Here is a 24062-nt window from a genome sequence, read left to right as displayed (position 1 = left end):
TCAGAACGGCCAGACCAGCGGGACGACGACCAGGGCCGTGAGGAGCCACCAGGCCATCACGACGAGACCGAGCTTCCAGTAGTCACCGAAGCGGTACCCGGCGGGACTCATGATCATCATGTTCGCGGGCGTCGAGATCGGGGTCAGCAGCGACGCCGCTCCGGCCACGGCGATCAGCATCAGGACCGGTTTGACGGAGGTCCCGGTCCCCTGGGCGGCCGCCACCGCGATCGGCGCCACGATCAGGACGGTCGCGGTGTTGCTCACCATCTGTCCGAGGGCGGCGGTGAGGGCGAAGAGTGCGAGCAGCAACAAGTACGGCCGGCCCGGCCCGATCGCGTCGATGATCAGGTCCGCGATCCGTTCCGCGGCGCCGCTGGACTGGATCGCGGCCGACAACGGGATCAGGGCGCCGATCAGTACGACGATCTGCCAGGAGATGGCGCGATAGGCCTGTTGCGGTCCGACCACCTTCGTCAGCACCATCGCGGTCGCGGCGAGCAGACCCGCCATCGCGGGCGGCACCGCGCCGGTCGCGAGCAGGACGACCATCGCACCCAGGATCGCGACGGCGATCGATGCCTTCGGCCCCCACGGCACGGCTTGGCGCCGGATGAGTTCCGGCGAGTCCACGAGCAGGACGTCCCGGTCCCTGGTCAGCTCGTCGAGCGCCGGCCACGGGCCGTGGACGAGGATCGCATCGCCCTCGGCCAACTGGGTCTGCCGGTTACCGCGGTCCTTGCCCATCCGCTGGACGGCGATGATGACGAGGTCACCGCTACGGCGCAGGCCCGGAAAGACCGTCTCGCCGACGAGGGACGATCGCGGTGGGATGACGACCTCGACCACTCCGGCTTCACGAGTCATCAGGTCGTCGACCGGCGTCGGCGCCATTCTGACCGCGAGTGCCGAGTCGGCGGTCAGGCTGCTCACCTGCGCCGGCGGGCCGGTCACCACCAGGACGTCACCGACATCGATGGCCGCATCCGCGCGGTACTGTCCCTGCCCGTCCTGCACGCCGACGATCACCACGTCCGGGTACGCCGTGAGGTCGAGCTCGCCGACCCCTTGTCCGAGCAACGGCGAGAGCTCACGCACCTGGAGCCGGTAGAAGCCGTCCGCCCGGTCGTAGTGCTCATCGAGCGTCTGAGCATGGACGGCGAAGTCGACAGCCGGATTGGCGGGCCGAGCGGCCGGCAACAGCATGGGGCCGAGCAGCACCGAGATCGTGATGGTGCCGGTGCAGCGGAAGCTCCCAGACGGGCTCGTCGACGACGTCCCCCGCGCGCCTCAACTGCTCCACCACTGCCGAGTTGTTGCCCATGACACCGGCGATCTCGACACCGAACGTCCGCAGGCAGGCGCCGGTCAAGGTGGCGACGTCGACGATCGCGTCGACCGGTTCTTCGGTTGCCAGCGCCAGTGCGTCGGCCATCACGAGACGTCCTTCCGCATCGGTGTTCAACACCTCGACCGTCGTACCGTTGCGCATCCTCAGCACGTCACCGAGCTTCATCGCCGACCCCGACGGCATGTTGTCGGTGCACATCAGATAGCCGGTCACCGCCGCCGTACATCCCAGCGCCTGCAGGGCGGTCATCGAGGCGAGCACGGCCGCGGCGCCGGTCATGTCGTTCTTCATCTGGGCGTGCGACTCGTCGCTCGGCTTCAGGCTGATCCCGCCGGAGTCGTACATGACGCCCTTCCCGACCAGGGCGATCCGGCCCGTCGGGTTCTCGGGCTGGTAGCGGAGCCGGATCATCCGGGGCGGCTCCACGCTCCCCCGGTTGACCCCGAGCAGGCCTCCGCAGCCCAACTCGATCAGCTGCTCCTTGTCGAACACCTCGACGACGAGACCGGCCGGCGGACCGACTTCCTGGGCGACCTCGGCCATCCGGACCGCCGACAGGGTGGTCGCCGGGCAGTTGGCCAGATCGCGGCCGAGGCAGTACGCCTCGGCGATGTTGCGACCGCGCTCGACGCTGCGGCCGATCTCCTCGGCGTCCTCGTCGGGCGCGACCACCAGCAGCGATTCGAGCGGAGCCCGGTCGGCGTCCTTGCCGACGAAGTACCGCCAGCGGGCGAGCAGCACGCCTTCGGTCACCGCCTGGGCGAAGTCGGCCCGGGAGATCCCCAGGTCCCGCGACGGGACCTCGATCGCGAGGCGCCTGTGCCAGGGGACGGCGCGGGCGAACTCCGCGGCCAGGTCGCGGGCAAGCGTGGCGTCGATCCGCTCCGGCGCACCGGTCCCGACGGCGACCCGGACCGGACCGTCCTCCCGGGTCCGGACCAGGGTCTGGCCGCGCTCACCGGTGAATCCGGCGGACGCCAGTCCGGCCGCGTCGATGCCCAGCTCGTCCGGAGGCTCCTTGCCCAGGGCAACCGGTACGGCGAGCGCGTCCGCCGCCTCCTCGGCCTGCTTCAGCGAAGCAACGCTCACAGGTATCCGGTGACGTGTCGAAGGGATCGGATCGAAGTCGTCTCGGGTCGTGTTCACGTGATCTCCTCCGGCCGGAGCTCGGCAGCGGCGGTGGACGACGCGCCCACCGTTCCGCGACGCCCCATCCCATCAACCGGGCGCGCCCCTCGCCCTCCTCCGAATGAGGTGACCTGAGAACGCCGCAGCGGCCGTCGGAAAGCTACCGGGGTCACCCGGTGTGGGGGATGAATCAGCCGAAGGGCTGTCCGCCGCCCCGCGTCAGGCCGACGGCACGGGCGACCCGAAGGGCCGCCGAGCGCTTCTCCACCCCCAGCTTGCGGTAGAGCGACATCAGGTGGGTCTTGACGGTGTTCTCGGTGATGTAGAGCGCCTGGGCGATCTCGGCGTACGAACTGCCGAGTGCGAGCTGGTCGAGCACGTCCGCCTCGCGGGCGGTCAACCGGATCCGGGCGCCGTTGACCACGGCGTCCAGGCGACGCGGCGGCGGAGCATGCCCGTCCGGCCGGGTCCGCGCCAGCAGGGTCAGGCTGCTGGACTCGCTCGACGCGGCCAGGTAGTCGGTCAGTTTCCCGAGCGCGAGAGCGGCGAACGGATGCGGGTTAGGTCCGTCGACGTGCCTGCGCAGCTGGTCGAGGAACCCCGGTTCACCACTGGCCGGGACGAAGGCTTGCAGGACGCGCTGCGGAGCCACCCGGTTCAGAGTGTCCACCAGCGAGGCATCGGCAGCGGGCAGATCGCCCATCCGGGCCAGCAGGACGGTGCGGAACGCGGCCGCCGCGGACGCGATCGGAGGATACGGGTCGGGTCGATCGAGGATCTGATCGATCCTCGCCACGGTTGCCTGCAGGTCGCCCCGGCCGATCGACAGCATGGCCCGGAGCAACTCGGCCTCGGTCGCGCTGCCGGTCCGGTCGAGCTCCCGGAGCTGCGCCTCGATGCCGGCCCGGTCCCCGAGCAGAATCGCCAGCCGGACCCGCAGGAGCGCGAGGTCCCGGGACAGGAACGACGGCAGCGGTCCGGCCCCCGCGGGATCGGTGGTGAGCGCGGTCAACGCCTCGTCGAGACGACCGGCCTCGATCAGGAGCTCGGCGTGCAGGATCGAGCGCAACGCCGTGACCACGGTGTCGGAGTCGGCCAGGTCGGTCGCGACCAGGAGCTGGTGCCAATGCCAGGCGCCGTCGAGATCCAGCTGGCTCATGGCCGCGAACCCCATCACGACGTGGGCCCGGACGGCGTACTCCTGCGGTAGCCCGTCCTCGCCGACCACGTCGAGGGCCGCCTGCGCCGACCGGGCCGCATTCTGCAGCTGGCCCCGCGCATACTGCACGACGGCCCGGTGCGCGAGACCACCCGCGACCAGCCGCGTGTGGCCGGCCATCCGAGCCGTGACGAGGGCTTCGTCCAGGTGGCTGAGCGCGGCATCGAGTTCGTCGGCCCAGGTCTCCGCCGCCGCGAGCTCGATCAGCAACCACGCCAGCCGCTCGGGCGCGAGTACGGCGCGGCGCCCGGGGTCGCCATCGATGGGCTCCAGCGCCAGCATGCACCGTGCCCGGCCGATCGCGGCATGAACGTCCTGCCAGCCGTAGCGGGATTCCCACAGCTGCAGCAGTACGGCGTCTGCCTCCAGGGCGTCGTCGTCAGGTGTGACCGGCTGCCGCGCCGTCGCGCCTACCAGGTCGTCGGCCGAGGCTGCGTCCATGACTGCCCCGGTGACGTCGCCGGACACGCGTCGCAGCAATCCGCGGACACCGATCAGGTGTGGGTGAGCGGCGAGATAGCCGTCCGGGAGAGCCTCGAAGCCGGCCGTGACGAGGGGGAGATCCCCGGCGGCCAGGATCTCCGGCCCGTGCCCGAGCAGGATCCGGGCGACGAGTGCCGGGTCGTCCGCGCCCAGCGCGCTCCGCAGTGCGGTCCCGCCGTCGCCCCGGTTCTCGTAGTACAGGGCGGACCGGCGCTGCGCCGCGACCACCGTGCGGGCGTCCTCGTTGCTACCGGCAACCCGGCGGCGAAGCAGCTCGACGAGCAGTGGGTGGTAGCGATACAGCGGGTCGCTGCGCTGGCCGTCGGCGTACGCCGTGACCAGTAGTCCGCTGCCGGCGAGATCCGCGAGCATCGCACCGGCGTCCGCGTCGCCGCTGAGCATCACCGCGAGGTGTCCGGTCACCGCGGTGGCTCCGAAGGTACTCAGCAACATCGCCTGGACCCGCGCGTCGAGCGTGCTCAGGGTCTCGCCGAGGAGCAGGTCGAGCACCGGCCGCTGATTCGCGAGCGGCCAGACGACGGCGCCGGACGCGGCGAAGGCCCGGGCCGCGAGCACCAGCGCGGCTGCCCAGCCGGCCGTCTGCTCCTGGAACAGGGAGATGTCTTCCGCGGTGGCATTGCTCGCATGTGCCTGCACGAGCGCGGTGGCCTCGGCGTCGTTGAAGCGCAGATCCCTCGACCGCAGGGTCAACGCCATACCGCCCAGCTCGAGCTCGGGCACCGGAAGTGGAAGGTCGTACCGGGTCGCCAGCACGAGCCGGACCGCGTGCGGCGACTTCCTCAGCATCTGGGACAAGCCGGCGACAGTCTCGGCCGGGAGCAGGTGAGCGTCGTCGACGACGACCGGATCGGGAGGTCGCGTGCCGTCGGCGCCGGCCGCCTCGTCGATCGTTTCGGCCAGCGCGCCGGCCGCCTGACCCGGCACCCAGACCACGGACCCGCCCGCCTGTCTTCGGCGTGCGACCCAGTCCGACAGAAGGACCGTCTTGCCGGTGCCGGCGGGCGCCACCAGCATCGTCAGCGGTGCTCGCGCGCCGAGGTCGAGGGCGGAATGCAGCCGCTCACGAGTCACCAGCGTCAGCGGCGGCCGCGGGACGCGGCCGGCTGACGAGCGCCGGATCTCCTCGCTCGTATCGCCTGGCGTCGGGGTCGTCACCCTCGTCGCCCTCCCCTTGGCCGACGTGTCCTGCTCTGCCCTGGTCCCGCTCCTTCTCCGTCCTCAAAATAACGAGACTAACTGGTTCGCAACGACTACGGCGCGCCGATTCGGCCCTTTGTCATCCTTTTGGTCCCTCTTCGTCGCGCTTGACGCGAGGCGTTTTGGCCCCGATCCACACCGCCACGCCGACCAGCGCACCGATGCCGAGCAGCCAGCCCCACAGGCCTTCGGCCACCGGCCCGAGCCGGCCGAGACCGAAGCCCCCGGGGTCTTCCGACTGTTGCAGACTGACGAGGTAGGCGATGACAGCGCGCTTGTCCTCCGGGGTGAACACGCCATCGGAGAAGACCGGCATCTGCTGCGGGCCGGTCAGCATCGCCTGATACATGTTCTTGGGCGATGTCCCCATCAGCGACGGCGCATAGCGTCCGTTCGGCAGCGCACCACCGCGACCCGAGAAGTTGTGACAGGCCGTGCAGTTCGTCCGGAACAGCTCACCGCCGCGGACGACCTCCTCCTGTGTCGCCTTGCTGACGTCGTACGCCTCCTCAGCCGGAATCGCGGGTCCAGGGGCGAGGGAGGCGATGTACGCCGCCAGCGCCGCGGTCTCCTCGGGGGTGTACACCCGGGGCTTCTGCGGCACCTGGGCACCGGTCTGAGCGGCCGGCATCCGTCCGGTGCTGACCTGGAAGTCGACCGCGGCCGCGCCGACGCCGATCAGCGACGGCCCGGTGATGTGTCCCTCGCCGTCGGTTCCCCCCTCGGCGTGCGCACCGTGGCAGCTCGAGCACCCGACGGCGAACAGCTTGCGTCCTTCCTCGATCTGCTGGGACTGCGGCCCGTCCGCACCGGCCGCGCCGTCCGGCACGAGTACGGCGTACGCGAGGCCGACCATGACCAGCGCCGAGCCAACCACCAAGGTCCTTGCGAACTTTGTCCTTCGCATCTCCGCACCTCCCGTCGCGGGACAAACTGACATGACCGCAAGCCGGCTGGGATCCCCCGATTCGGGCGAGCCCTCAGCGGGCGTCGCGCTTGGCCTGCCTACGCGCGCCGGTGGCCCGGGTGGAGGCGTCCTTCTTCAAGCCACCCGTGGTCTTGGTTGCCCGCGCCCTGGTGCGCGCCTCCGGCTTCGGTTGGTCGACGGCACGCATCGTCGGCGCACCGGCACCCGACTTGGCCGCCCGCGCCGCCTCGAGCCGCTCGCTGCGTAGCTCCATCGACGCCCGGTTGGCGACCACGGCGACCTCGCGGCTCACCCTCGCCAGGACCGACTCGAACAGCTCCGCCTTGTCGCGATCGCGCTGGTTCTTCGGGTAGGACATCCCCCGGCCACCGGTCTGCGCGACGGCGGCACTCGCGGTGCGCCGGTAGTTCTTCACGTACTTGGTTCGCGCCCGTCGGATCCGCTGGTGCAAGTCCAGGAGTTCGTCCTCGTCCAGGCGTTTCAGCTCGTCCCGCTCGGTCTCGGCCACGAGCAGCCGCTCGGCGTCGGTCAACGAGTTCAGCAAGCCACGGTTCATCGCAGTCTCCTCCCCGCTCTGGGCAGACTACGTGAGGTAACTCAACCCTGGTAGAACCGACGCGTCCCGATCAACCATGAAATCAGGGCCGGGTGGCCGGGTGGCCGGCGGCCGGGCGGATAGCGTCGTACCAAGCCTAGAGAGAGAAGGATCTGTGACCGAGCTTCTGGTGATCGCCAAGCACACGATGAAGAAGGGCGAGGAGGACGCCGTGCTCGCCGTGCTGCCCCGGCTGATCGAGGCGGCACGGACCGAACCCGGGAACCTCTCGTTCGTCGCCTATCGCCAGCTGGACGACGAACGCACGTACGTGCTGCTCGAGCGGTACAAGTCCCGCGAGGCCTTCGCCGCGCACCAGCAGACCACCCACTTCAAGGAGCTCGTCCTGGAGCAGATCGTCCCGCGGCTCGACAACCGCGTCCTCGAACTGCACGACGTCAACGACTGATGCAGGAAGGTGATTGCGGGCCCGCTCCCCCTGCCCCCTCCGGAGAGGGACGGGCCCGCAATCGGACAGTGGGTGACGGGATCACGCCACGCAGGACAGCTGCAGGCGGCGTCGGCGCAGTTCGCACAGGGTCGACCGTTTGCGTCGGATCAACGCGGTCAGCCGATCGAGATCGGCGGTACAGCGGGCCGCGCGCAGCTCGGCCTCGACGGCGTGGAGGGCGGCAATCAGTTCGCGGACTGTGCTGGTGTCAGCATCGCGCATAGAGGCCTCGGCAGGTCGAAGAAGTCGCCCGGCTGTCTGAGGCTGAACCACTATGACCGCTGGAAGCGCTTAGATCAACCCCTGTGCCCGAACAAATCGCCGAACCCCTGGACTGAACTGCCTTGCGGTGCTACCCAGGAAAGCAGGAGTGCTCGTGGCCGATCGCCGCAGTTCGGGGAGTCTAGGGCCGGCACCGCAAGACACTCAGTCGGAGCCGGACCAGCTCGCCCATGCGCTGAGTGAACTGGCCCGGGAACTTCACGATGCCGATGATCCTGATGCGGTACTGCGAGAAGTCGTGCAGGCCGCCATGGATCTCGTCCCCGGGGCAGAGGCTGGTTCCGTGACGGCACTCGTCGGTGGCAACCGGGTGGAGCACAAGGCAGAGTCGGGCGTGCTGCCGGCCCGTGTCGACGCCGTGATGTCGGAGGTCGACGAAGGGCCATGTCTGGACGCTGTACTGCACGAGCGCCGGATCATCCGGGTCGACGACATGCGCCGGGAGCTCCGCTGGCCGCGGTTCGCTCCCCGTGCGGCTGAGCTGGGAGCCCTGAGCGTGCTGGCCTTCCCCATGTTCGTGAAGGACGACAGCCTGTGCGCGCTCAACCTGTACGCCCAAGAGGCCAACGCGTTCACCGACGAGTCCGAGCATGTCGGCCGGTTGCTCGCCGCCCACGCGGCCGTCGCCTACGCGGGTGCGCAACGCGAGGAGAACCTGCTCGCCGCCATCGAGACCCGCGATCTGATCGGCCAGGCGGTCGGCCTGCTGATGGAGCGCTACTCGATCAGTTCCGGCCGTGCCTTCGACACTCTGATCCGCTTCAGCCGGCAGACCAATCGCAAACTCCGCGACGTCGCCACCGAGCTGATCCGCGATGCCGAAGCCGGGGCGAGCAAATAGCAAGGGTTCAGCGGTAGCGGCGCGAGTGGTTGGAGGCCTTGGACTCGCCTGGTTGCCAGGCGGCGATCCAGGGGCCGGTGCCTTCGGACGGGTCGATCACGCCGTCCTCGAGCCAGGTGTACCTGCCGTCCAGCACCCGGTCCGCCAAGCTCCGATCGGTGTCGTCGGTGTTCGACCACAGCTGGTCGAACAGGTGGTCCACCCGCAACCGCGCCTGCCCGCAGAACGCCCCCGCCAGCTCGTACGCCGCTTCGCCGCGGACCGGATCGTCCGTCCGGAGCATCTCGGCCCGCGAACACGACGCCGCCATCGCGAACAGCTCCGCACCGATGTCCACGATCCGGCCGAGGAATCCCTGCCGGTATTCGAGTTTGGCCTGCCAGCGGCTCATCCCGTAGAAGGTCTGCCGGGCCAGCCGGCGAGCCGCGCGCTCGACGTACCGGAGCTGATGCGCCAGCGGGCCGAACTCGGCGTACGACGTCGGAACGGATCCCTTGCCCACGGCAAGTTGTGGCAGCCACTTCGCGTAGAACCCGCTGGCCTTCACGGCGGCTCTGGCCTTGGCCCGCAGATCCGCGTCGGCCGAGGCGAGGTCGCCGGCCGCGGCCAGGTGCGCGTCGACCGCCTCCCGCGCGATCAGCAGATGCATGATCTCGGTCGAGCCTTCGAAGATCCGGTTGATCCGCAGATCGCGCAGGATCTGCTCCGCCGGTACGGCGCGCTCACCGCGGGCGGCGAGTGAGTCGGCCGTCTCGTAGCCACGGCCGCCGCGGATCTGCACCAGTTCGTCGGCGACCTTCCAGGCCATCTCACTCGACCACAACTTGGCGAGTGCGGCCTCGATCCGGATGTCCTTGCTCCCCGCATCGGCCAGCTGCGCCGACAGGTCGAGCACCGCTTCGAGCGCGAACGTGGTCGCCGTGATGAACGACAGCTTCTCGGCCACCGCCGCGTGCTTGCCGACCGGGCGGCCCCACTGGACACGCTCCGACGACCATTCGCGGGCGATCTTCACGCACCACTTGCCGGCCGCGGCACAGAGCGCCGGGATCGACAGTCGTCCGGTGTTCAGCGTCGTGAGAGCGATCCGGAGGCCCTCGCCCTCGCGGCCCAGCCGGTTCCCGGCCGGCACCCGGACCTGATGGAAGCGGGTCACGCCGTTCTCGATCCCGCGCAGGCCCATGAACGCGTTGCGGTTCTCCACCGTGATGCCGGGCGAGTCCGCCTCGACCACGAACGCCGTGATACCGCCGCGCTGACCGTCGTGCTCGGGAACGCGGGCCATCACCACGACGAGTTCGGCGATCACGCCGTTCGTGGTCCACAGCTTCACGCCGTCGAGCAGGTACGCCTGGCCGTCGTCGGTCGGCGTCGCAGTCGACGCCATCCGCGCCGGGTCGGAGCCGACATCAGGCTCGGTGAGCAGGAACGCCGTTACCGCGCCACCCGCACAGCGTGGCAGGAAGCGCTGCTTCTGCTCATCGGTGCCGAACTGCTTCACCGGCTCCGGTACGCCGATCGACTGGTGAGCCGACACCAGCGCACCGAGAGTCGGGTGGACCGACCCGATCAGCATCAACGCGCGCCCGTAGTACGACATCGGCAGGCCGAGTCCGCCGTACTCGGTCGGAATCTTCAGGCCGAACACACCCAGGTCGGCGAATCCCTGCAGATACTCGTCCGGGACACGGGCCTCGCGCTCGATCAGCAGCCCGTCGAGAGTCTCGCAGTACGCCGCGAGCCGGCCGAGGAACTCGTCCCCGCGGACCGCGTCCTCGGCCGTGGCGCGTGGATGCGGATGGATCAGCGACAGGTCGAAGTCCCCCAGATACAGCTGCTTGGCGAAGCTCGGTCGCACCCACACCGTCTCCCGGGCCGCCTCAGCAGTCTCCCGAGCCTCCCGCTCACCAACATCCCGCACGACCCGCTCGCCTGTACTCACACCACACCCCTTACTCCACAGTAGCCTCCTCTGTGCCTGTACCCGGACAGGCACAGTCCACACCCCGACTGGCCGCCGCTAGGTGCTGTGGAGCTCTTCCGGGCCGCTAGACCGTGGCGCGGGTTGCCGTGTTCTTCGTGCGGCCTTCGGCGTGGGTGGTCGTGCTGGAGCCGTGCTGTTCCTGCGACGGCGTCCTCGGAGCAGGACACACCGGGCCGCGGCGGATCGGTCCCCCGCCGAGCCTCCGGCTCTTCCACTGCTTCTCGTCGTAGTCGTAGTAGGTGTCCACGCCACCAACCGCCATCATGTCCCCCAGTCACCCCGGCTGCTGACTCCCCAACAGCCCCGCCAACCGCAGTCTGCCATCGCCCTCCGCACCGCACTAGCCCCCTCACCCCATCAACCGGATTACGGACTCCGCTCACCAATCCGTGCCCTCGGGCAACTTCAACGGCGGCCAGCAGGCCGGAAACGCCCGAGGGACCCCATCTGGCTGGATCGGGTCCCTCGGGATGCTGAGGTCAGTCCTTGAAGGCGTCCTTGGCCTTTTCGCCGGCCTGCTTCAGGTCGGCCTTCGTCTTCTCCGCCTGGCCCTCGGCCTGCAGATCGCGGTCGTCGGTCGCGTCGCCGACCTTCTCCTTGGTCTTGCCCTTGGCAGCGTCCGCGACGTTCTTCATCTTGTCTCCGACACCCATCGGTCTCTCCTTTACGGGCTCGGGGTATCCAACCCCGTCCGGGTGCCCGCGATCCCCGGATCCATGCGTTGGACCGGATCTGTAACGCCTCGTGCTCTCCACGCGATGGGTGGGGAGAGGGGTCTCGGCGTTCAGACCTGAAGCGCCGTCCACTTCGTCTGCTTCGAGCCGGGGCACGGTTGAGACGGCGGCTGGGATCAGGAAGCTACGACGCTGGGCGGAGGGACGATCATGTGCGAGACGACGCAGCGCCTGCTCGCTCTGCTGCGCATCGTCGAGCGGGGCCCGGCCCTCTTCGACGTGCTCGGCGACGACGCCGTACTGGACGCCTGGTTCGGAGCCCATTCGCGGCTCGCCAGGTCCACCGACTTCATCCCATCGACCGAGCAGGATGCGGCGCAACCAGCATCACTCTGACTGTGCGTTCACCGATCGTCCGACTGGCGTGCGTACCGCGTGCGATCGTGAGGCCATGAGCATCGCGATTCGCCCGGCTGCGGTCTTCGAGGATGTGCGTGCCGTCCTCGGCCCGAAGTCGCCTGGGTCCAGCGTCTGCTGGTGCCTGAGCTACCGGATCCCGTCCAAGCTGAACAACGAACTGCGCGGTCCGGCCCGAGGCGAGTACGTCGCCGGGCTCTGCCGAGCCGAGCCCGCTCCGGGAGTACTCGCGTATGACGGCGACACCCCGGTCGGCTGGGCCGCGGTCGCACCGCGCTCGGCGACCTCCTTCGCCCGCAACCGCAAGATCCCGCACGTCGACGATCTGCCGGTCTGGTCACTGTGGTGCATTCGCGTCCGCCCGGGTCATCGCAAGCAGGGCATCTCGCACACCCTCATCGCCGGCGCGGTCGACTTCGCCCGCGACCACGGCGCGCCCCTGATCGAGGCCTATCCGCTGGACAACGGCGACGCCAAGGTCGACCTGACCATGGCGTACGCCGGACTCCGCAAGAACTTCGAACACGCCGGCTTCACCAAAGCCGCCGACACCACGTCCGTCCTGGCCGGCCACCCCCGCATCCTCATGCGCCTCGACCTGCGCTAAGCGTGCGGAGTCGTCCCCCCGGCATTCATCCGTTCGCCGGGGCGGCCGAAGATGCTGAGGATCTCCGCGGGCTCGTCGCCGGTGCTGCCGAACCAATGCGGCACCTCGGTGCTGAACTCGGCCACCTCGCCGGGTCCGAGCACCGACTCCTCGTCGCCGAGGATGAGCCGCAGGTGGCCGGACAGTACGTAGATCCACTCGTGGCCGTCGTGCGCCCGGAGCTCTGGGGGCGCCTTGCTGGCCGGAATGACGATCTTCCAGGCCTGCGTGCCGTCAGGCTCCTGCGTCAGCGGGATCACCGTCCGCCCCTTGACGCGACTGGGCTTGAGCCGGATCCGCGGATCGCCCTGCACCGGCGCCGCGACGAGGTCGTCCAGCGGCACCCGGTACACATTCGACAACGCCAGCAGCAGTTCCAGGGTCGGCCGCCGCTGCCCACTCTCGAGCCGCGACATCGTGCTCTTCGAGATCCCCGTCGCCGTCGCGACGTCGGTGAGCGTCAGCCGGCGGTGTGCGCGGAGCTGCTTGAGCCGTCCCCCGACCCGTTCGAGCACCGCGGCGATCTCCGCCGCTGAGGCGTCCTCCATGACTCATCTGACCCCCAATTCCCACAAACAGCAACCTTCCTAGGCGCATCCCCCACCCACCCCCAGCCTTGGGGCATGACCACACGATCGCTCGATCCGCAGCACATCCCGTCACACGCCGCCGGCGGCACGCCGTGAGCGCCACTACCGTCCCTGGCGAACGAACATCGCGAATGGATCAGGAGCTGTCCACCCGGCAGCTGAATGTCATGCGGTTCGGTTATGCGTTCATGGGGATCGGGCTGGTGGTCGTCAAGTGGCCGGTCGTGGTTCAGGACGCTCGGTCGCTCCCGGTGATGGAAGGGGTTGTCGCCTGTCTGCTGACGGCCATGTCGCTGCTGGCGTTCCTCGGGCTCAGATACCCGGTGCGGATGCTGCCGATCCTGCTGTTCGAGGTGATCTGGAAGGTCATCTGGATCGGCGCGGTCGCGATTCCCCAGCTGGTCTCCAACGACCTGAACGCCGAAGCGCGCGATCTGTTGTTCCGTTGCTCCTTCGTCGTCGTCATCCTCGCTGTCATCCCGTGGCGCTACGTTTGGCGACGCTACGTCCGGACCCCAGGGGATGCCTGGCGCTAACGTTCGACCATGGGCACAGGCCAGGCGGGAGAAATCCTCGGGTCGAAGCTCCACGTCCCGTTGCCGCGCCGGGAACTGGTGACCCGCCCGCGACTGACCGCATCGCTGCGGATGGACGAGGGCTCGCGGCCCCGACTGGTCTTGGTGTCTGCGCCGGCTGGATTCGGCAAGACAACCCTGATGAGCCAATGGTTGACCGCAACCGGCCGCGAGGCGTGGCTTTCGCTCGACAGCGAAGACAACGACCTTCGCCGGTTCCTCGTCCATCTCGTCGCGTCGCTGCGACACCTGGAAGTGGGCACCGAAGCTGCCGCGCTGTTGAACACCGACAGAGCCTTGCCCACCGAGGCGATCCTGGTCAGCCTGATCAACGATCTGGACCTGCTGCAGGGATCGACCGTTCTCGCGCTGGACGACTACCACGTGATCGAAGCGCCCGAGATCCACGAAGCGTTGACCTTCCTGCTCGACCACCTTCCACCCCGGGCCACGATCGCCATCACGACACGCGCCGACCCACCGCTGCCACTGGCCCGCCTGCGCAGCCGTGGCGAGCTCGTCGAGCTGAGAGCCGCCGATCTTCGCTTCACCCCGGCCGAGGCCGACGCGTTCCTCAACCAGGTGATGGGACTCGACCTCGCTCCCCCGCACGTCGCCGCCCTGGAGAACCGGACCGAGGGGTGGGCTGTCGGCCTCCAACTGGCCGCCGTGTCAATGCGCGGTCAGGACGATGCGGCTGCCTTCATCGAGGCGTTCGCGGGCAGCCACCGCTTCGTCCTCGACTACCTCGTGGAGGAGGTACTGCGCGGCCAGCCGGACGAGACGCGCGAGTTCCTCCTCGACACCTCCGTACTGCGAGAGCTGAGCGGCCCGCTGTGTGACGCACTGACCGGCCGCGCCGACGGGCAGGAGACGCTGGAAGCTCTCGAGCGAGGCAACCTGTTCCTCGTTCCCCTTGACGCGTCGCGCCAGTGGTACCGCTACCACCACCTGTTCGGCGACGCACTCCGTGCACGACTCGCCCAACAGCATCCAGACAAACTGCGCGAGCTGCACCGGACCGCGAGCCAGTGGCACGCCGAGAACGGCACAGTCGCCGACGCGGTGACCCATGCCTTGGCTGCCGGTGAGTCCGAGCGAGCCGCCGATCTGGTGGAGCTGGCCATCTCCGAACTGCGACGGCACCGCCAGGACCGCACCTTGCGTGGATGGCTCCAGTCCTTGCCCGACGACGTCGTACGCCGACGTCCTCTGCTGAGCGCCTATCTCGCCTGGACGCGGTTGTCCGAAGGCGACCTCGACGGGGTCGGCGCCTGGCTCGACCACGCCGACGCAGCACTCGCGTCCGGGCAGTCGTCGACAGCGTCCGTGGAAGGGACGGGATCCGCAGCCGCGCGCCTGGACGAACTGCGGCTCCTGCCGGCCACGATCGCGATCTACCGAGCCGCGGTCGCCCAGGCCCGCGGTGACGTCGACGGCACGATCGCGCACGCCCGGCACGCACTCGACCTGGCCGGACCGCACGACCATCTCACCCGCGGGGGCGCAGCAGGCTTCCTCGGCCTGGCGGCCTGGGCGTCGGGCGATCTCGTCACGGCTGTCGACACGTTCAGCGAAGCGGTGAGCAGTCTGCAGGCCGCCGGCACCATCGCCGACGCGCTGGGCGCGACCGTGGTGCTGGCCAACATGTGGCTGGCTCGTGGGCACCCGATCGAGGCACGCCGTCTCTACGAGCGAGCGCTGGCAACCGCAGAACGTCGTACCGGTCCGGTGCTGGCCAGCATCGGTGATCTCCACGTCGGCCTCGCCGACGTACTTCGCGAGCAGGGCGACCTGGACGCGGCCGAGCAGCATCTGCGGCTGGCCAAGGAGCTCGGAGAAGCAGCGTCCCTGCTGGAGAACCGGCATCGCTGGTACGTCGCCATGGCCGGACTGCTCCGGGCACGCGGCGATCTCGACGGTGCGCTGGACATGCTCGAGCAAGCCGAACCGCTCTACCTGCCTGGGTACTTCCCGAACGTACGCCCCATCCCGGCCGCGAAGGCCCGGCTACGGATCGCCCGGGGACAGCTGGCCGACGCCTCGGGCTGGGCGCGCGAGCATCGGGTCACAGTGACCGACGAGCCGACGTACCTGGCCGAATTCGACCAGCTCACCCTCGCCCGTCTCCTGATCGCCCAACACCAGACCGAGTATGCCTTGATCCTGCTCGACCGAGTGCACGGCGAGGCGCAAGCAGCCGGTCGCGGCGGCGGCGTGATCGAAACCCAGATGCTGCGAGCGCTCGCCCACCACGCCCGAGGCGACACCGACCAAGCGCACGCCGCGCTGGCGCCGGCCCTCGCCCAAGCCGTCCCGGCGGGCTACGCGCGGCTGCTTCTCGACGAGGGCCCACCCATGCAGGACCTACTCCGGGCCGCAGCACAGCGGCCGGACAGCGCTGAGCATGCGACCCGGCTCTTGAGTGCAGCCGTGCCCGACACGGGAGATGCGGCCATCACCAGCCCGTACGGCGAAGCCCTGAGCGACCGTGAACTGGATGTCCTCCGGCTGCTGGCGACCGACCTGACCGGTCCGGAGATCGCCCAGCGATTGTTCGTCTCGGTCAACACGTTGCGGACCCACACCAGGCACATCTTCACCAAGCTCGACGTGAAGACGCGGCGAGCCGCCGTACTTCGCGCCACCGAGCTGGGCCTGCTGTAGCCGCCAATCACCAACTCGGTCGCATCGCTTGGTGATGTGTGGTCACCACCCCGATTCCTACTGTCGTGGTCATCGCCAGGCTCTCCGGGCCCGGCCTCCAGAACCCAAGGAGCTCGTCATGACCGTGACCACCACCAGCCTCACCCGGGCCGCCGGCCTTTCCGCCGCGGTCGCCGGACTGATCTTCTGCACTGTCCAGATCAACCACCCCCCGATGGAGGTGGCGTCCGTCACCACCACCGAGTGGGTCGTCCGCAATGGCGCGAAGTTCGTCATGGCCGCGCTGGCACTGGCCGGGATCACCGGGATGTACCTGCGGCAGGTCCGGCGGATCGGGATTCTGGGGCTGATCGGCTACCTCGTCTTCAGCGCCGGCTACATCGTCATGCTGGGGATCGAGTTCGTCGCTACCGTCGTCTTCCCAACGCTGGCCGACACCGCGCCCGGCTATGTCAACGACGTACTCGTCACCGCCGCGGGCGGTACTCCGGCCGGCGACATCGGTCTGATGCAGACCGCTCTCTCCGCCGAAGGCGTGGGCTACCTGGCCGGCGGTCTCCTCTTCGGTATCGCGTTGTTCCGCGCTCGCGTCCTCGCGCGATGGGCCGCCGCACTCCTCGCCATCGGCACGCTCGCAACGCTGGCTCTCGCCGTCCTGCCGGAGTCGTTCAACCGGCCGCTCGCGATCCCGACCGGCGTGGCCCTGATCGGGCTCGGCATCTCCCTGTGGCGCGACCAGCGACACCCGCAGACCGCCATCGCCGACCGTACGACGGTCGCACTCGACCAAACCGCAGTCCGTTGACCAGTGGCCGGCGCTATCAGTTCACAGTGGCCGGGCACCTCGACGACCACTGGCCGGCCTGGCTCGGCGACCTCACCATCACTCGTCAAGATGACGGTACGTCGACCCTCACCGGGACGGTCGCGGACCAGGGACAACTCCACGGAGTCCTCGCCGGCATCCGCGACATCGGCGCCACCCTCCTGTCCGTACGCGCACTGCCGACCGAAGAGCCCCCGCGGGCTGGGTGATCTCCCAGTCCGCGGGGGCCGCGGCGCTTACTTTCCTGATGTGTAGCGGATCATGTCGTTGCGTAGTACGTCGCCCGAGACCTTCACGATGCGCAGAGTGTGCGAACCGTCCTTGAGGCCGGACTGGGTGAACACCTGTTGGGTCGTGACCCGCGCCGGGTTGGCGAGGTTCACCCGCTTCACGAGCTTGTTGTCGATGTAGACGTCGGCCTCACCCTGGTCCGGGCCGAGTGCCGTGACCCAGTCGACCGCCGTGCCCTTGAAGGCGAACTCGATGGCCGCGCCGTTCGCGGTCGCCGCATGGACGTCGTCGCGGTAGTCACCGTGGAAGCTGAAGTCCAGCTTCGTGCTGCCGGTCGGCTGCGCCGCGAGGTACGCCTGCTTGATCGTCACGACCTTCCCGTCGACGGTGTAGTCGGTCCCCTTGACGAGAGCCTTGCCGGCGTTGGCGATCGACACCAGCTCACCGGGGTCGCGCCCGATCTCGGTCGTCACATCGGCCGGCGCTGCCTTGTCGAACGCCGCCGTACCCGGGTTCAGCAGGCTCTCCTGCCGGATGACCAGCTTGTCGACCAGCATGAACTGTCCCGACTTCTTCACGCCGCGGATCGTGTGGGTCCCGTTCGGCAGGTCCGAGATGCTGTAGACCAGCTGCTGCGCCGAGCGCGAGTCGGCGTGGGTGTCCACGGTCGCCTTCAGCGCACCGTCGACGTAGATCTCGACTTCGCCCTGGGACGGGTCCTTCTCCGTGATGTAGTCGACGCCGTTGCCGACGAAGCTGTACGTGAAGGCGTCGCCGTTGGTCTCCGACCAGTGCACATCGTCCTGATAGTCACCGAGCCCGCGGCCCGTACTCGCGCTCCACGAACCGGTGTAGACGATCCCCGGGTCGTTGTCGTTCAGCTCGACCGTCCGCACGCCGGAGGTGGCAGCCTCCTTCGGAGCGGCGGCACCCGAGTCGGTCACGGTGACCGTCAACGGCTCCGACACTGCCGGCACCTCGTTGTTGCCGTTGCGCTGCCAAGTACCGTCGTACCCAACGCGCAGATCGTCGTCGTTGACGCGGATCGTCGCGCCATTCTGCGGCGTGACCTTGAACAACCGGACGCCGTGCGGGGGAACGGTCGCCGCGGTGTAGCTGCCCGCAAACTGTCCGAGGTCCTTCCGGGCCCAGAGGTCGCGTACCTTGGCGGAGCCGTCCAGACCGAGGTCGGCGAAGTTCGCCGTCATGCCGGCCTCGGTGGTCCCGAGGTTGAACATGGCAACGGTGTACGAGCTGTCCGCGTTCAGCGAGTACCACACCTGCCGGTTGGTCTTGGTCGACACCGGCTGCGCGGGACGCCCGGCCTGGTTGACCGCGATGACCTCGGGGTTCGTGAGCAGCTCCACGCCGTACGAGTCGAGCTTGGTCATGTCGTTGCCGATGTAGAACGGAGCAGCGGAGACGGCCCACAGCGTTGCCGCCGTACGGCGCTCGTCCTTCGTCAGACCGTCCATGGTGCCGTTGCCGACATCGAGGGAGTCGAAGTCGTTCCAGCCACCCGGCCCGGCGTGCCTCCACCAGTCGGCCGCCTTCGGGAAGAGTCGCGCGATGTTCGGCCAGGCCGTGAGCGCCTCACCCGGGCAGTAGCACTCGACGTCCCACTCGACCCGCCAGCCGTTCGCGACCGACTTCCAGTAGTCCGCGTAGTTGATGTCGAGGGCCCAGGAGAGCTCGAGCCAGATCTTGTGCCGGGCGAGCGCCTGCGACCAGCCCTTGACCTCCTCGCGCGCATCCATCGACAGGTCGTTGTGACCCGAGCCCGGAGTCACGCTGTCGAACTTGAGGAAGTCGATGCCCCAGGAGCCGAACAGATCGGCGATCGAGTCGATGTACGCCTGCGCGCACGGCTTCGTCATGTCGATCCGGTACCCGAAGCCCCAGTAGTCACCTTGCTGCAACGGCTGCTTGGCCAGGTCCCCCGTCGTGCACTCCGGGTGGCCGTACACGGGAAGGTTGGCGTCCAGCATCGCCTTCGAGATGCCCGGGATGCTGTAGAGCCCGACCTTCTGGCCGTTCGCGTGGATGTGGTCGATGACGGCCTGCAGACCGTTCGGGAACAGCTTCTTGCTCGGCACGGGCCGGCCGTACTCGTCGGTGCCGCCGTTCCACGCCGCGTCGATGTTGATGTACTTGTAGCCGTACGGCTGGAGTTTCTTGTGCATCGCATCCGACTGGGCGATGATCTGGTCCGCCGAGATCCAGTTGCCGCCGTCGTTCGAGTACACCTGCATGCTGTAGCTGCTCCAGCCCATGTAGGGCTTCGCCGCGGCGTCACCCGCCGGCCCGAGCGACGGGCTCGCGGCGGCGGTCACGGTCGCCGGGGTGCTGATACTCGCCGCGCTGGCAGCACCTGTCTTGGTGGTGACGCCGCGCGGCCCCTGCGGTGGCCCACTCGCGCCAGGTACGGCGGAAGGCGTCGCCGCCGCGCCCGCCGGAAGCAGCGAGCCGACGGCGACGAGCGCGACGATGCCGCGCGTAGCCCTCTTGCGAAGGGATCTGGTCATGAGCGGTGACCTCTCTGATCATCTGACAGCCGAGACCCCTGACGCGCGCGGTCTTCGCCACGCACTCCCAGGAACACGGATCCGATAGGATATTGGAGCCTTTACTTAACTCTGTCAAGATTTCGAGGACCCGCAGCTCCAACCTGTCAGCCGCGCCTCCCCCTGACTCCCATCACGACCACGACCAGACCGATCACGAGGATGACCGGACCGGCGATCGCCCAGAAGGTGGTGCCACTCATCGCGCTGCCGCCGATGACGTCCGTGCCCTGCAGGGTGAACAGCAGCCCCAGGACTGCCACCACCCCACCGACGACAACCCACAGGGGTTTCTTCATGTGCCGCTCCCTTGCATCACTGACTACGAGTGGATGAGTTCAGCATCCCCGTCGAGTGGATCAGTAGCCGGAGTTCCCGGAAGGGGTGCTCGACGACGCCTGGGTGGTGATCTTCTGGCCGTTGGCACCGACAACCCACCAGGTTCCGCCGACGGCCTGACCGGTCGCGTCCCCGGCCTTGGCGTCGTTGGCGTAGTAGTAGAGCGGCCAGCCGGCGAGAGTGATCTGTTTGGTTCCGTCCGAGCGAGTCACCGTACCCACCAGCGAGGCGGACACCCCGCTCACCTGCGGCGTACCGGTGCCGGCCAGCAGCGGTGGCCAGGCTGTCGCGCACGCGCCGTTGCAGTTCGACTTCGAGGGGTTGGCGGTGTCCACGTCGTACACGTACAGGGTGCGCCCGGCGCCGTCGACAACCACCTTGCCGAAGTTCCCCACGGTGGCCGTGGACAGCTTGGCCGCTCCGGACGCGGCCGGCGCCGATGAGCTGGGAGTGCTCTGCGGGGCGCTCGACGAGGCGTTGGAACTGCCGCCGCAGGCAGTGAGAGTGGACAGCCCGATCACGGCCGTGCCGACGAGGAAGGCGAGGCGTTTCATCTCAGGTTTCTCCTTGCTGTGTTGACCAACTGACACCCCGCACACGAGGCGTTCAGGCAGCCAGGTTCAAGCAGCAAGAAAGGACTACGGTTCACCCCCAGGAAGGATTCCTGCTAGCAGGTAGACCGTTCTCCGAAGAGATCGTTTGCAGCCGTTCAGATGATGTAGCGATCACCGGGGCGTACGACGCGGAGCCACCGGCAACCGTAGGGCTCGAGCTCGAGCGACAGCAGGCCGTCGTTGCCGACCTCGGTCGTACCCTCGCAGAGTAGATCGACCGCACGGAGACCGGCGCCGGCGCCAGCCACCGCCAGAGTGATCTCGACAGGCTCCGCCGCGAAGTTGTGGACGGCAACGATCGTGCCGTCCTCGTGGTCGGAGCGATGCGCGAACACCGACGGCGCCTCGGTCTCGAGGATCGTGCACTCTCCCCACGACAACTCGGGGCACTCGCGGTAGCGCTCGATGAGCAGCTTCATCCAGTTCAGCAGCGAGTCCGGATCGCGCCGCTGCGCCGCGACGTTGACGTGCTCGGGCCCGAATTCGCCCTCGACGACCGGCGTGGCCAGCTCGTCCGGATCGGCCATCGAGAAGCCGCCGTTCGGATCTGTCGTCCACTGCATCGGCGTCCGGACGGCGTACCGGCCTTCCACGGCGAGGTTCTCCCCCATGCCGATCTCCTCGCCGTAGAACAGCACCGGCGTCCCCGGCAGCGAGAACAGCAGGCTGTAGACCATCTTGAGCTGGGCCTGGTTGTTGCCCAGCATCGGCGGCAGCCGCCGGCGCAGTCCGCGACCGTAGAGCTGCATGTCCTTGTCCGGGCCGAACGCGTCGAAGACCTCCTGGCGCTCCGCATCGGAGAGCTTGTCCAGCGTGAGCTCGTCGTGGTTCCGCACGAACGTGCCCCACTGCGCGTCCTCCGGCAGTACCGGACGCGCTCGCAACGCCTTCACCAGTTCGGCCGGATTGTGCCGCGCCAGCGAGAGGAAGAGCCGCTGCATCCCGATGAAGTCGAAGCACATCGTCAGCTCGTCGCCGTCCTCGTCCCCGTAGAACCGCCGCACGTCCTCGTAGGGCAGGTTGACCTCCCCGAGAAGGATCGCCTGCCCGTACCGCCGGTCCACGAACGCGCGCAGGTCGCGAAGGTAGTCGTGCGGGTCCGGCAACTCGGCCGCGTCCAGCGCGCCGGCCGTGTCGATCAGGAACGGTACGGCGTCCACCCGGAACCCGGACAGCCCGAGCTCGAGCCAGAAGCCGATCACCCGCTCGATCTCCTCGCGCACCTCCGCGTTGGCGATGTCGAGATCCGGCTGATGTTTGTAGAACCGATGCAGGTAGTACTGCTTCGCCTCCTCGTCGTACTGCCACAGGCTGGTCTCCTGGTCCGGGAAGACGATGCCCTGGTCCGCATCCGCCGGCGGTTCGTCCCGCCAGACGTACCAGCCCCGGTACGGCGACTCCCGCGACGCCCGCGCACTCTGGAACCACGGGTGCTGGTCGGAGGTGTGGTTGACGACCAGGTCGACGATCACCCGGATGCCACGGTCCCGGGCGAGCGTGATCAGCTCCACCACGTCACCGTGCGTACCCAAGCGCGGATCGACCCCGTAGAAGTCGGTGATGTCGTACCCGTCGTCGCGGTCCGGCGTCGGATAGAACGGCATCAGCCACAGGCAGGTCACCCCGAGCTCGGCCAAGTGGTCGATCCGCTGGCTCACTCCCCGCAGGTCGCCGCGTCCGTCACCGTCGGTGTCGAAGAACGCCTCGACGTCGAGGCAGTAGATCACCGCGTTCTTCCACCAGATGTCAGCAGTCTCCGTCAAGCGCATGCCTTCCCCGTGCCCACCGGCATGCGTCGTCCGGCTGTTGACGCAACGTCAATCCGTAGGCACGTAACGTATGCGCGGCGGTGAGGGTACTTCTTCCGGCTTGCCAGCTCAGGCCGGGGCGCGCACCGGCCGCGGCGTGGTGAGTGACTCGGCGACCAGATCGATCATCGCCGCGTGCCGCTTCACCGCGGAGTCGGCCTCGCCGAGCGCGACGATGTCGAGGAACACTCGGCTGACGACGAGTTCGGCGGCAGTCCGCACCCGGGCCGGGTCGGCGACGATGTCGTCGGCGCCGCCGAGTACGCCGGCGACCGTGGCGGTCGCTTCGGCGAACAGCTCCGCGGCCCGCTCGGCGATCTCGGGACGGCCCTGAGCCTCGCGGAAGACGATGATCCGGGCCGCGCGGTTGTGTTCCAGTTCCTCCGCCATCACGGCGACGACGGCACGCAGCCGTCCGCGCACCGAGTGGCCGCGCGTCGCGGACCGGAGTACCTCACTGGGCGTCGGCCGTTCGTGCACGATCGCGAGCAGCAGATCCAGTTTCGTCGCGAAGTGGTAGAACACCAGGCCGGACGGTACGCCGGCCTCGTGAGCGATCCGTGCTGTCGACGTGGCGTCGTACCCGTGCTCGGCGAACAGGCGCTCGGCGGTCTCGATGATGGCCTGACGCTTCGTACTCCGCGCCGCGGCCTGCGCGGTCACGGTTCACTCCGTCCGGCGGAATTCCGGTGTCCCCCCTTCAGGTTGGCGGCTGCCCTGGCGGCGCGCCGGAGTTCCTTGAAGACGTAGTCCGGCACGCGCAGACCCTGGCGGTTGGCCCACAGCAGTTCGTGCTCGACCCGTCCGACCTGGCGGGCGTAGTGCCGCAGATCCGCGTCGCCACCGGTGCTGATGCCCAGCGCGCGCATCAGCTGACCGAACTCCGCGCGCTGCCGCTTGTTGTACACGCCGACCGGCTCGAACGACTGCCGCCGCAACGTGCGAACCAGCCATCGCTGCCAGGACGACAGCTGCGCCCAGAGCTCGCGGGCAGCCATCTGGTAGTACGCGAAATGCCCCGGTTCCTGCCGGCGGATCGGCGCGACCACGGTGGCGGCGACAGCCCGTTCGCCCAACTCCACCAGGCCCGCGTGAAGCTTGTTGTAGGCAAGGACCGCGGACCGTTCGGTGGTGAGTCCGGTCAGGTAGTAGAGCATCCGGCTCACGTCCTGAACGCCATGCACCCGGCCGAGGGCTCCGAGCAGCTTGAGTTTGAACGACACGTCGGTCAGGTTGGGCTGCGTCGCGTCGAGACCCGCGAGCACCTGAAGACGATCGAGGATCAGACCGTGATGGGTCTCCTGCGGGAGCCACACGTCGGCATAGAAGTGCCGATCGACCTCCGGCGGATCCGGCATCAGCAGGTTGAGCTCGATCACGTTCCGCTCGACCTCGAGCTCGACCCGCGCCATGAAGTTCAGCACCGTGCCGAATCGCTCGGCGAGCAGGCCGGGCCTGTGCATGGTGTAGTCGACGCTGTCGAGCGGGATCGGCGGGTGTTCTGCCCCCAGCCGATCGACATGCTCGGCAAGCCTCGAATCGTCCCGCCGGCGTCCCCTCCGGCGGGAAGTGGTCGTATCCGTGAGCGCCATCCCCGGCACCTCGCTCCATCGAAAGGGATGCCCGATCGA

24 protein-coding genes are annotated in these 24062 nt (G+C 68.6%); 8 read left to right on the top strand and 16 right to left on the bottom strand.

Going from position 1 to position 24062, the window contains the following annotated elements; translation table 11 throughout:
- The 5 genes from OG555_RS33315 to OG555_RS33295 all read right to left on the bottom strand — a co-directional run bounded on the left by OG555_RS33315 (position 1) and on the right by OG555_RS33295 (position 6883).
- A complete protein-coding gene (locus OG555_RS33315; RefSeq protein ID WP_329476530.1) occupies positions 1–1221 on the bottom strand; it encodes an SLC13 family permease in 1221 nt (406 codons plus the stop codon).
- Entirely contained in the window at positions 1136–2497 is a 1362-nt protein-coding gene (locus tag OG555_RS33310) for a leucyl aminopeptidase family protein (RefSeq protein ID WP_329476529.1), read from the bottom strand. The genes OG555_RS33315 and OG555_RS33310 overlap by 86 nt, the downstream gene beginning before the upstream one ends.
- A 172-nt stretch (positions 2498–2669) precedes the next feature.
- Entirely contained in the window at positions 2670–5357 is a 2688-nt protein-coding gene (locus OG555_RS33305; protein WP_329476528.1) for a LuxR C-terminal-related transcriptional regulator, read from the bottom strand.
- A 121-nt stretch (positions 5358–5478) separates the two neighbouring features.
- Positions 5479–6306 carry a cytochrome bc1 complex diheme cytochrome c subunit gene (gene qcrC / locus OG555_RS33300; RefSeq protein ID WP_442914454.1) on the bottom strand — a complete coding sequence of 276 codons (828 nt, stop codon included), beginning with the start codon at positions 6304–6306 and terminating at the stop codon, positions 5479–5481.
- Positions 6307–6379: 73 nt separating this feature from the next.
- Positions 6380–6883, bottom strand: coding sequence for a hypothetical protein (locus tag OG555_RS33295; RefSeq protein ID WP_329476527.1), 504 nt, complete (start codon positions 6881–6883; stop codon positions 6380–6382).
- A gap of 154 nt (positions 6884–7037) precedes the next feature.
- Between OG555_RS33295 and OG555_RS33290 the strand changes: the two genes are divergently transcribed.
- The gene (locus OG555_RS33290; RefSeq protein ID WP_329476526.1) at positions 7038–7331 is read left to right on the top strand and encodes a putative quinol monooxygenase; all 294 of its coding nucleotides are present in this window, start codon (positions 7038–7040) and stop codon (positions 7329–7331) included.
- A gap of 81 nt (positions 7332–7412) precedes the next feature.
- Here OG555_RS33290 and OG555_RS33285 read toward each other — a convergent pair whose 3' ends face one another.
- Positions 7413–7595, bottom strand: coding sequence for a hypothetical protein (locus OG555_RS33285; RefSeq protein ID WP_329476525.1), 183 nt, complete (start codon positions 7593–7595; stop codon positions 7413–7415).
- Positions 7596–7905: 310 nt separating this feature from the next.
- On the opposite strand from OG555_RS33285, the gene OG555_RS33280 reads away from it, so the two are divergent.
- Complete coding sequence (locus OG555_RS33280) at positions 7906–8496, top strand: GAF and ANTAR domain-containing protein (protein WP_329476524.1); 591 nt, start codon at positions 7906–7908, stop codon at positions 8494–8496.
- 7 nt (positions 8497–8503) lie between these two features.
- On the opposite strand, the gene OG555_RS33275 is transcribed toward OG555_RS33280, so the two are convergent.
- From OG555_RS33275 to OG555_RS33265, 3 genes are all read right to left on the bottom strand, one after another.
- Complete coding sequence (locus OG555_RS33275; protein ID WP_329476523.1) at positions 8504–10438, bottom strand: acyl-CoA dehydrogenase family protein; 1935 nt, start codon at positions 10436–10438, stop codon at positions 8504–8506.
- Between the two features lie 106 nt (positions 10439–10544).
- Positions 10545–10745: a hypothetical protein gene (locus OG555_RS33270; protein ID WP_329476522.1), complete on the bottom strand. Its 201-nt coding sequence runs from the start codon at positions 10743–10745 to the stop codon at positions 10545–10547.
- A gap of 214 nt (positions 10746–10959) precedes the next feature.
- Positions 10960–11133 carry a CsbD family protein gene (locus OG555_RS33265; protein ID WP_328520346.1) on the bottom strand — a complete coding sequence of 58 codons (174 nt, stop codon included), beginning with the start codon at positions 11131–11133 and terminating at the stop codon, positions 10960–10962.
- A 231-nt stretch (positions 11134–11364) separates the two neighbouring features.
- On the opposite strand from OG555_RS33265, the gene OG555_RS33260 reads away from it, so the two are divergent.
- Together OG555_RS33260 and OG555_RS33255 are read left to right on the top strand one after the other, a co-directional pair.
- Positions 11365–11550, top strand: a complete 186-nt coding sequence (locus tag OG555_RS33260; protein WP_329476521.1) for a hypothetical protein — start codon at positions 11365–11367, stop codon at positions 11548–11550.
- Positions 11551–11605: 55 nt separating this feature from the next.
- On the top strand, positions 11606–12178 hold the full coding sequence (locus OG555_RS33255; protein WP_329476520.1) for a GNAT family N-acetyltransferase: 573 nt from the start codon (positions 11606–11608) through the stop codon (positions 12176–12178).
- Here OG555_RS33255 and OG555_RS33250 read toward each other — a convergent pair.
- Entirely contained in the window at positions 12175–12765 is a 591-nt protein-coding gene (locus tag OG555_RS33250) for a helix-turn-helix domain-containing protein (protein ID WP_329476519.1), read from the bottom strand. The two genes, OG555_RS33255 and OG555_RS33250, sit on opposite strands and share 4 nt — an antisense overlap.
- A 173-nt stretch (positions 12766–12938) precedes the next feature.
- Between OG555_RS33250 and OG555_RS33245 the strand changes: the two genes are divergently transcribed.
- The 4 genes from OG555_RS33245 (at position 12939) to OG555_RS33230 (ending at position 17084) form a co-directional block, all read left to right on the top strand.
- Complete coding sequence (locus tag OG555_RS33245; RefSeq protein ID WP_329476518.1) at positions 12939–13343, top strand: hypothetical protein; 405 nt, start codon at positions 12939–12941, stop codon at positions 13341–13343.
- A gap of 9 nt (positions 13344–13352) precedes the next feature.
- Positions 13353–16049, top strand: a complete 2697-nt coding sequence (locus OG555_RS33240; RefSeq protein ID WP_329476517.1) for a LuxR C-terminal-related transcriptional regulator — start codon at positions 13353–13355, stop codon at positions 16047–16049.
- A gap of 118 nt (positions 16050–16167) precedes the next feature.
- Entirely contained in the window at positions 16168–16854 is a 687-nt protein-coding gene (locus OG555_RS33235) for a hypothetical protein (protein ID WP_329476516.1), read from the top strand.
- Positions 16855–16880: 26 nt separating this feature from the next.
- On the top strand, positions 16881–17084 hold the full coding sequence (locus OG555_RS33230) for a hypothetical protein (RefSeq protein WP_329476515.1): 204 nt from the start codon (positions 16881–16883) through the stop codon (positions 17082–17084).
- A gap of 27 nt (positions 17085–17111) precedes the next feature.
- On the opposite strand, the gene OG555_RS33225 is transcribed toward OG555_RS33230, so the two are convergent.
- The 6 genes from OG555_RS33225 to OG555_RS33200 form a co-directional block, all read right to left on the bottom strand.
- A complete protein-coding gene (locus tag OG555_RS33225; RefSeq protein WP_329476514.1) occupies positions 17112–19631 on the bottom strand; it encodes a X2-like carbohydrate binding domain-containing protein in 2520 nt (839 codons plus the stop codon).
- A gap of 146 nt (positions 19632–19777) precedes the next feature.
- On the bottom strand, positions 19778–19969 hold the full coding sequence (locus OG555_RS33220) for a hypothetical protein (RefSeq protein ID WP_329476513.1): 192 nt from the start codon (positions 19967–19969) through the stop codon (positions 19778–19780).
- A 60-nt stretch (positions 19970–20029) separates the two neighbouring features.
- The gene (locus OG555_RS33215; protein ID WP_329476512.1) at positions 20030–20563 is read right to left on the bottom strand and encodes a hypothetical protein; all 534 of its coding nucleotides are present in this window, start codon (positions 20561–20563) and stop codon (positions 20030–20032) included.
- Between the two features lie 155 nt (positions 20564–20718).
- Positions 20719–22392: an alpha-amylase family protein gene (locus tag OG555_RS33210; RefSeq protein ID WP_329476511.1), complete on the bottom strand. Its 1674-nt coding sequence runs from the start codon at positions 22390–22392 to the stop codon at positions 20719–20721.
- A 108-nt stretch (positions 22393–22500) separates the two neighbouring features.
- The gene (locus OG555_RS33205; protein ID WP_329476510.1) at positions 22501–23094 is read right to left on the bottom strand and encodes a TetR/AcrR family transcriptional regulator; all 594 of its coding nucleotides are present in this window, start codon (positions 23092–23094) and stop codon (positions 22501–22503) included.
- Complete coding sequence (locus OG555_RS33200) at positions 23091–24023, bottom strand: GTP-binding protein LepA (RefSeq protein ID WP_329476509.1); 933 nt, start codon at positions 24021–24023, stop codon at positions 23091–23093. The genes OG555_RS33205 and OG555_RS33200 overlap by 4 nt, the downstream gene beginning before the upstream one ends.
- Between the last annotated feature and the right edge of the window lie 39 nt (positions 24024–24062).

Origin of the sequence: Kribbella sp. NBC_01484 (genome assembly GCF_036227145.1) — a bacterium.
Classification (GTDB): Bacteria; Actinomycetota; Actinomycetes; order Propionibacteriales; family Kribbellaceae; genus Kribbella.
Note: the sequence above shows the minus strand (reverse complement) of the source record. Positions and strands in the feature narration are given on the sequence as shown.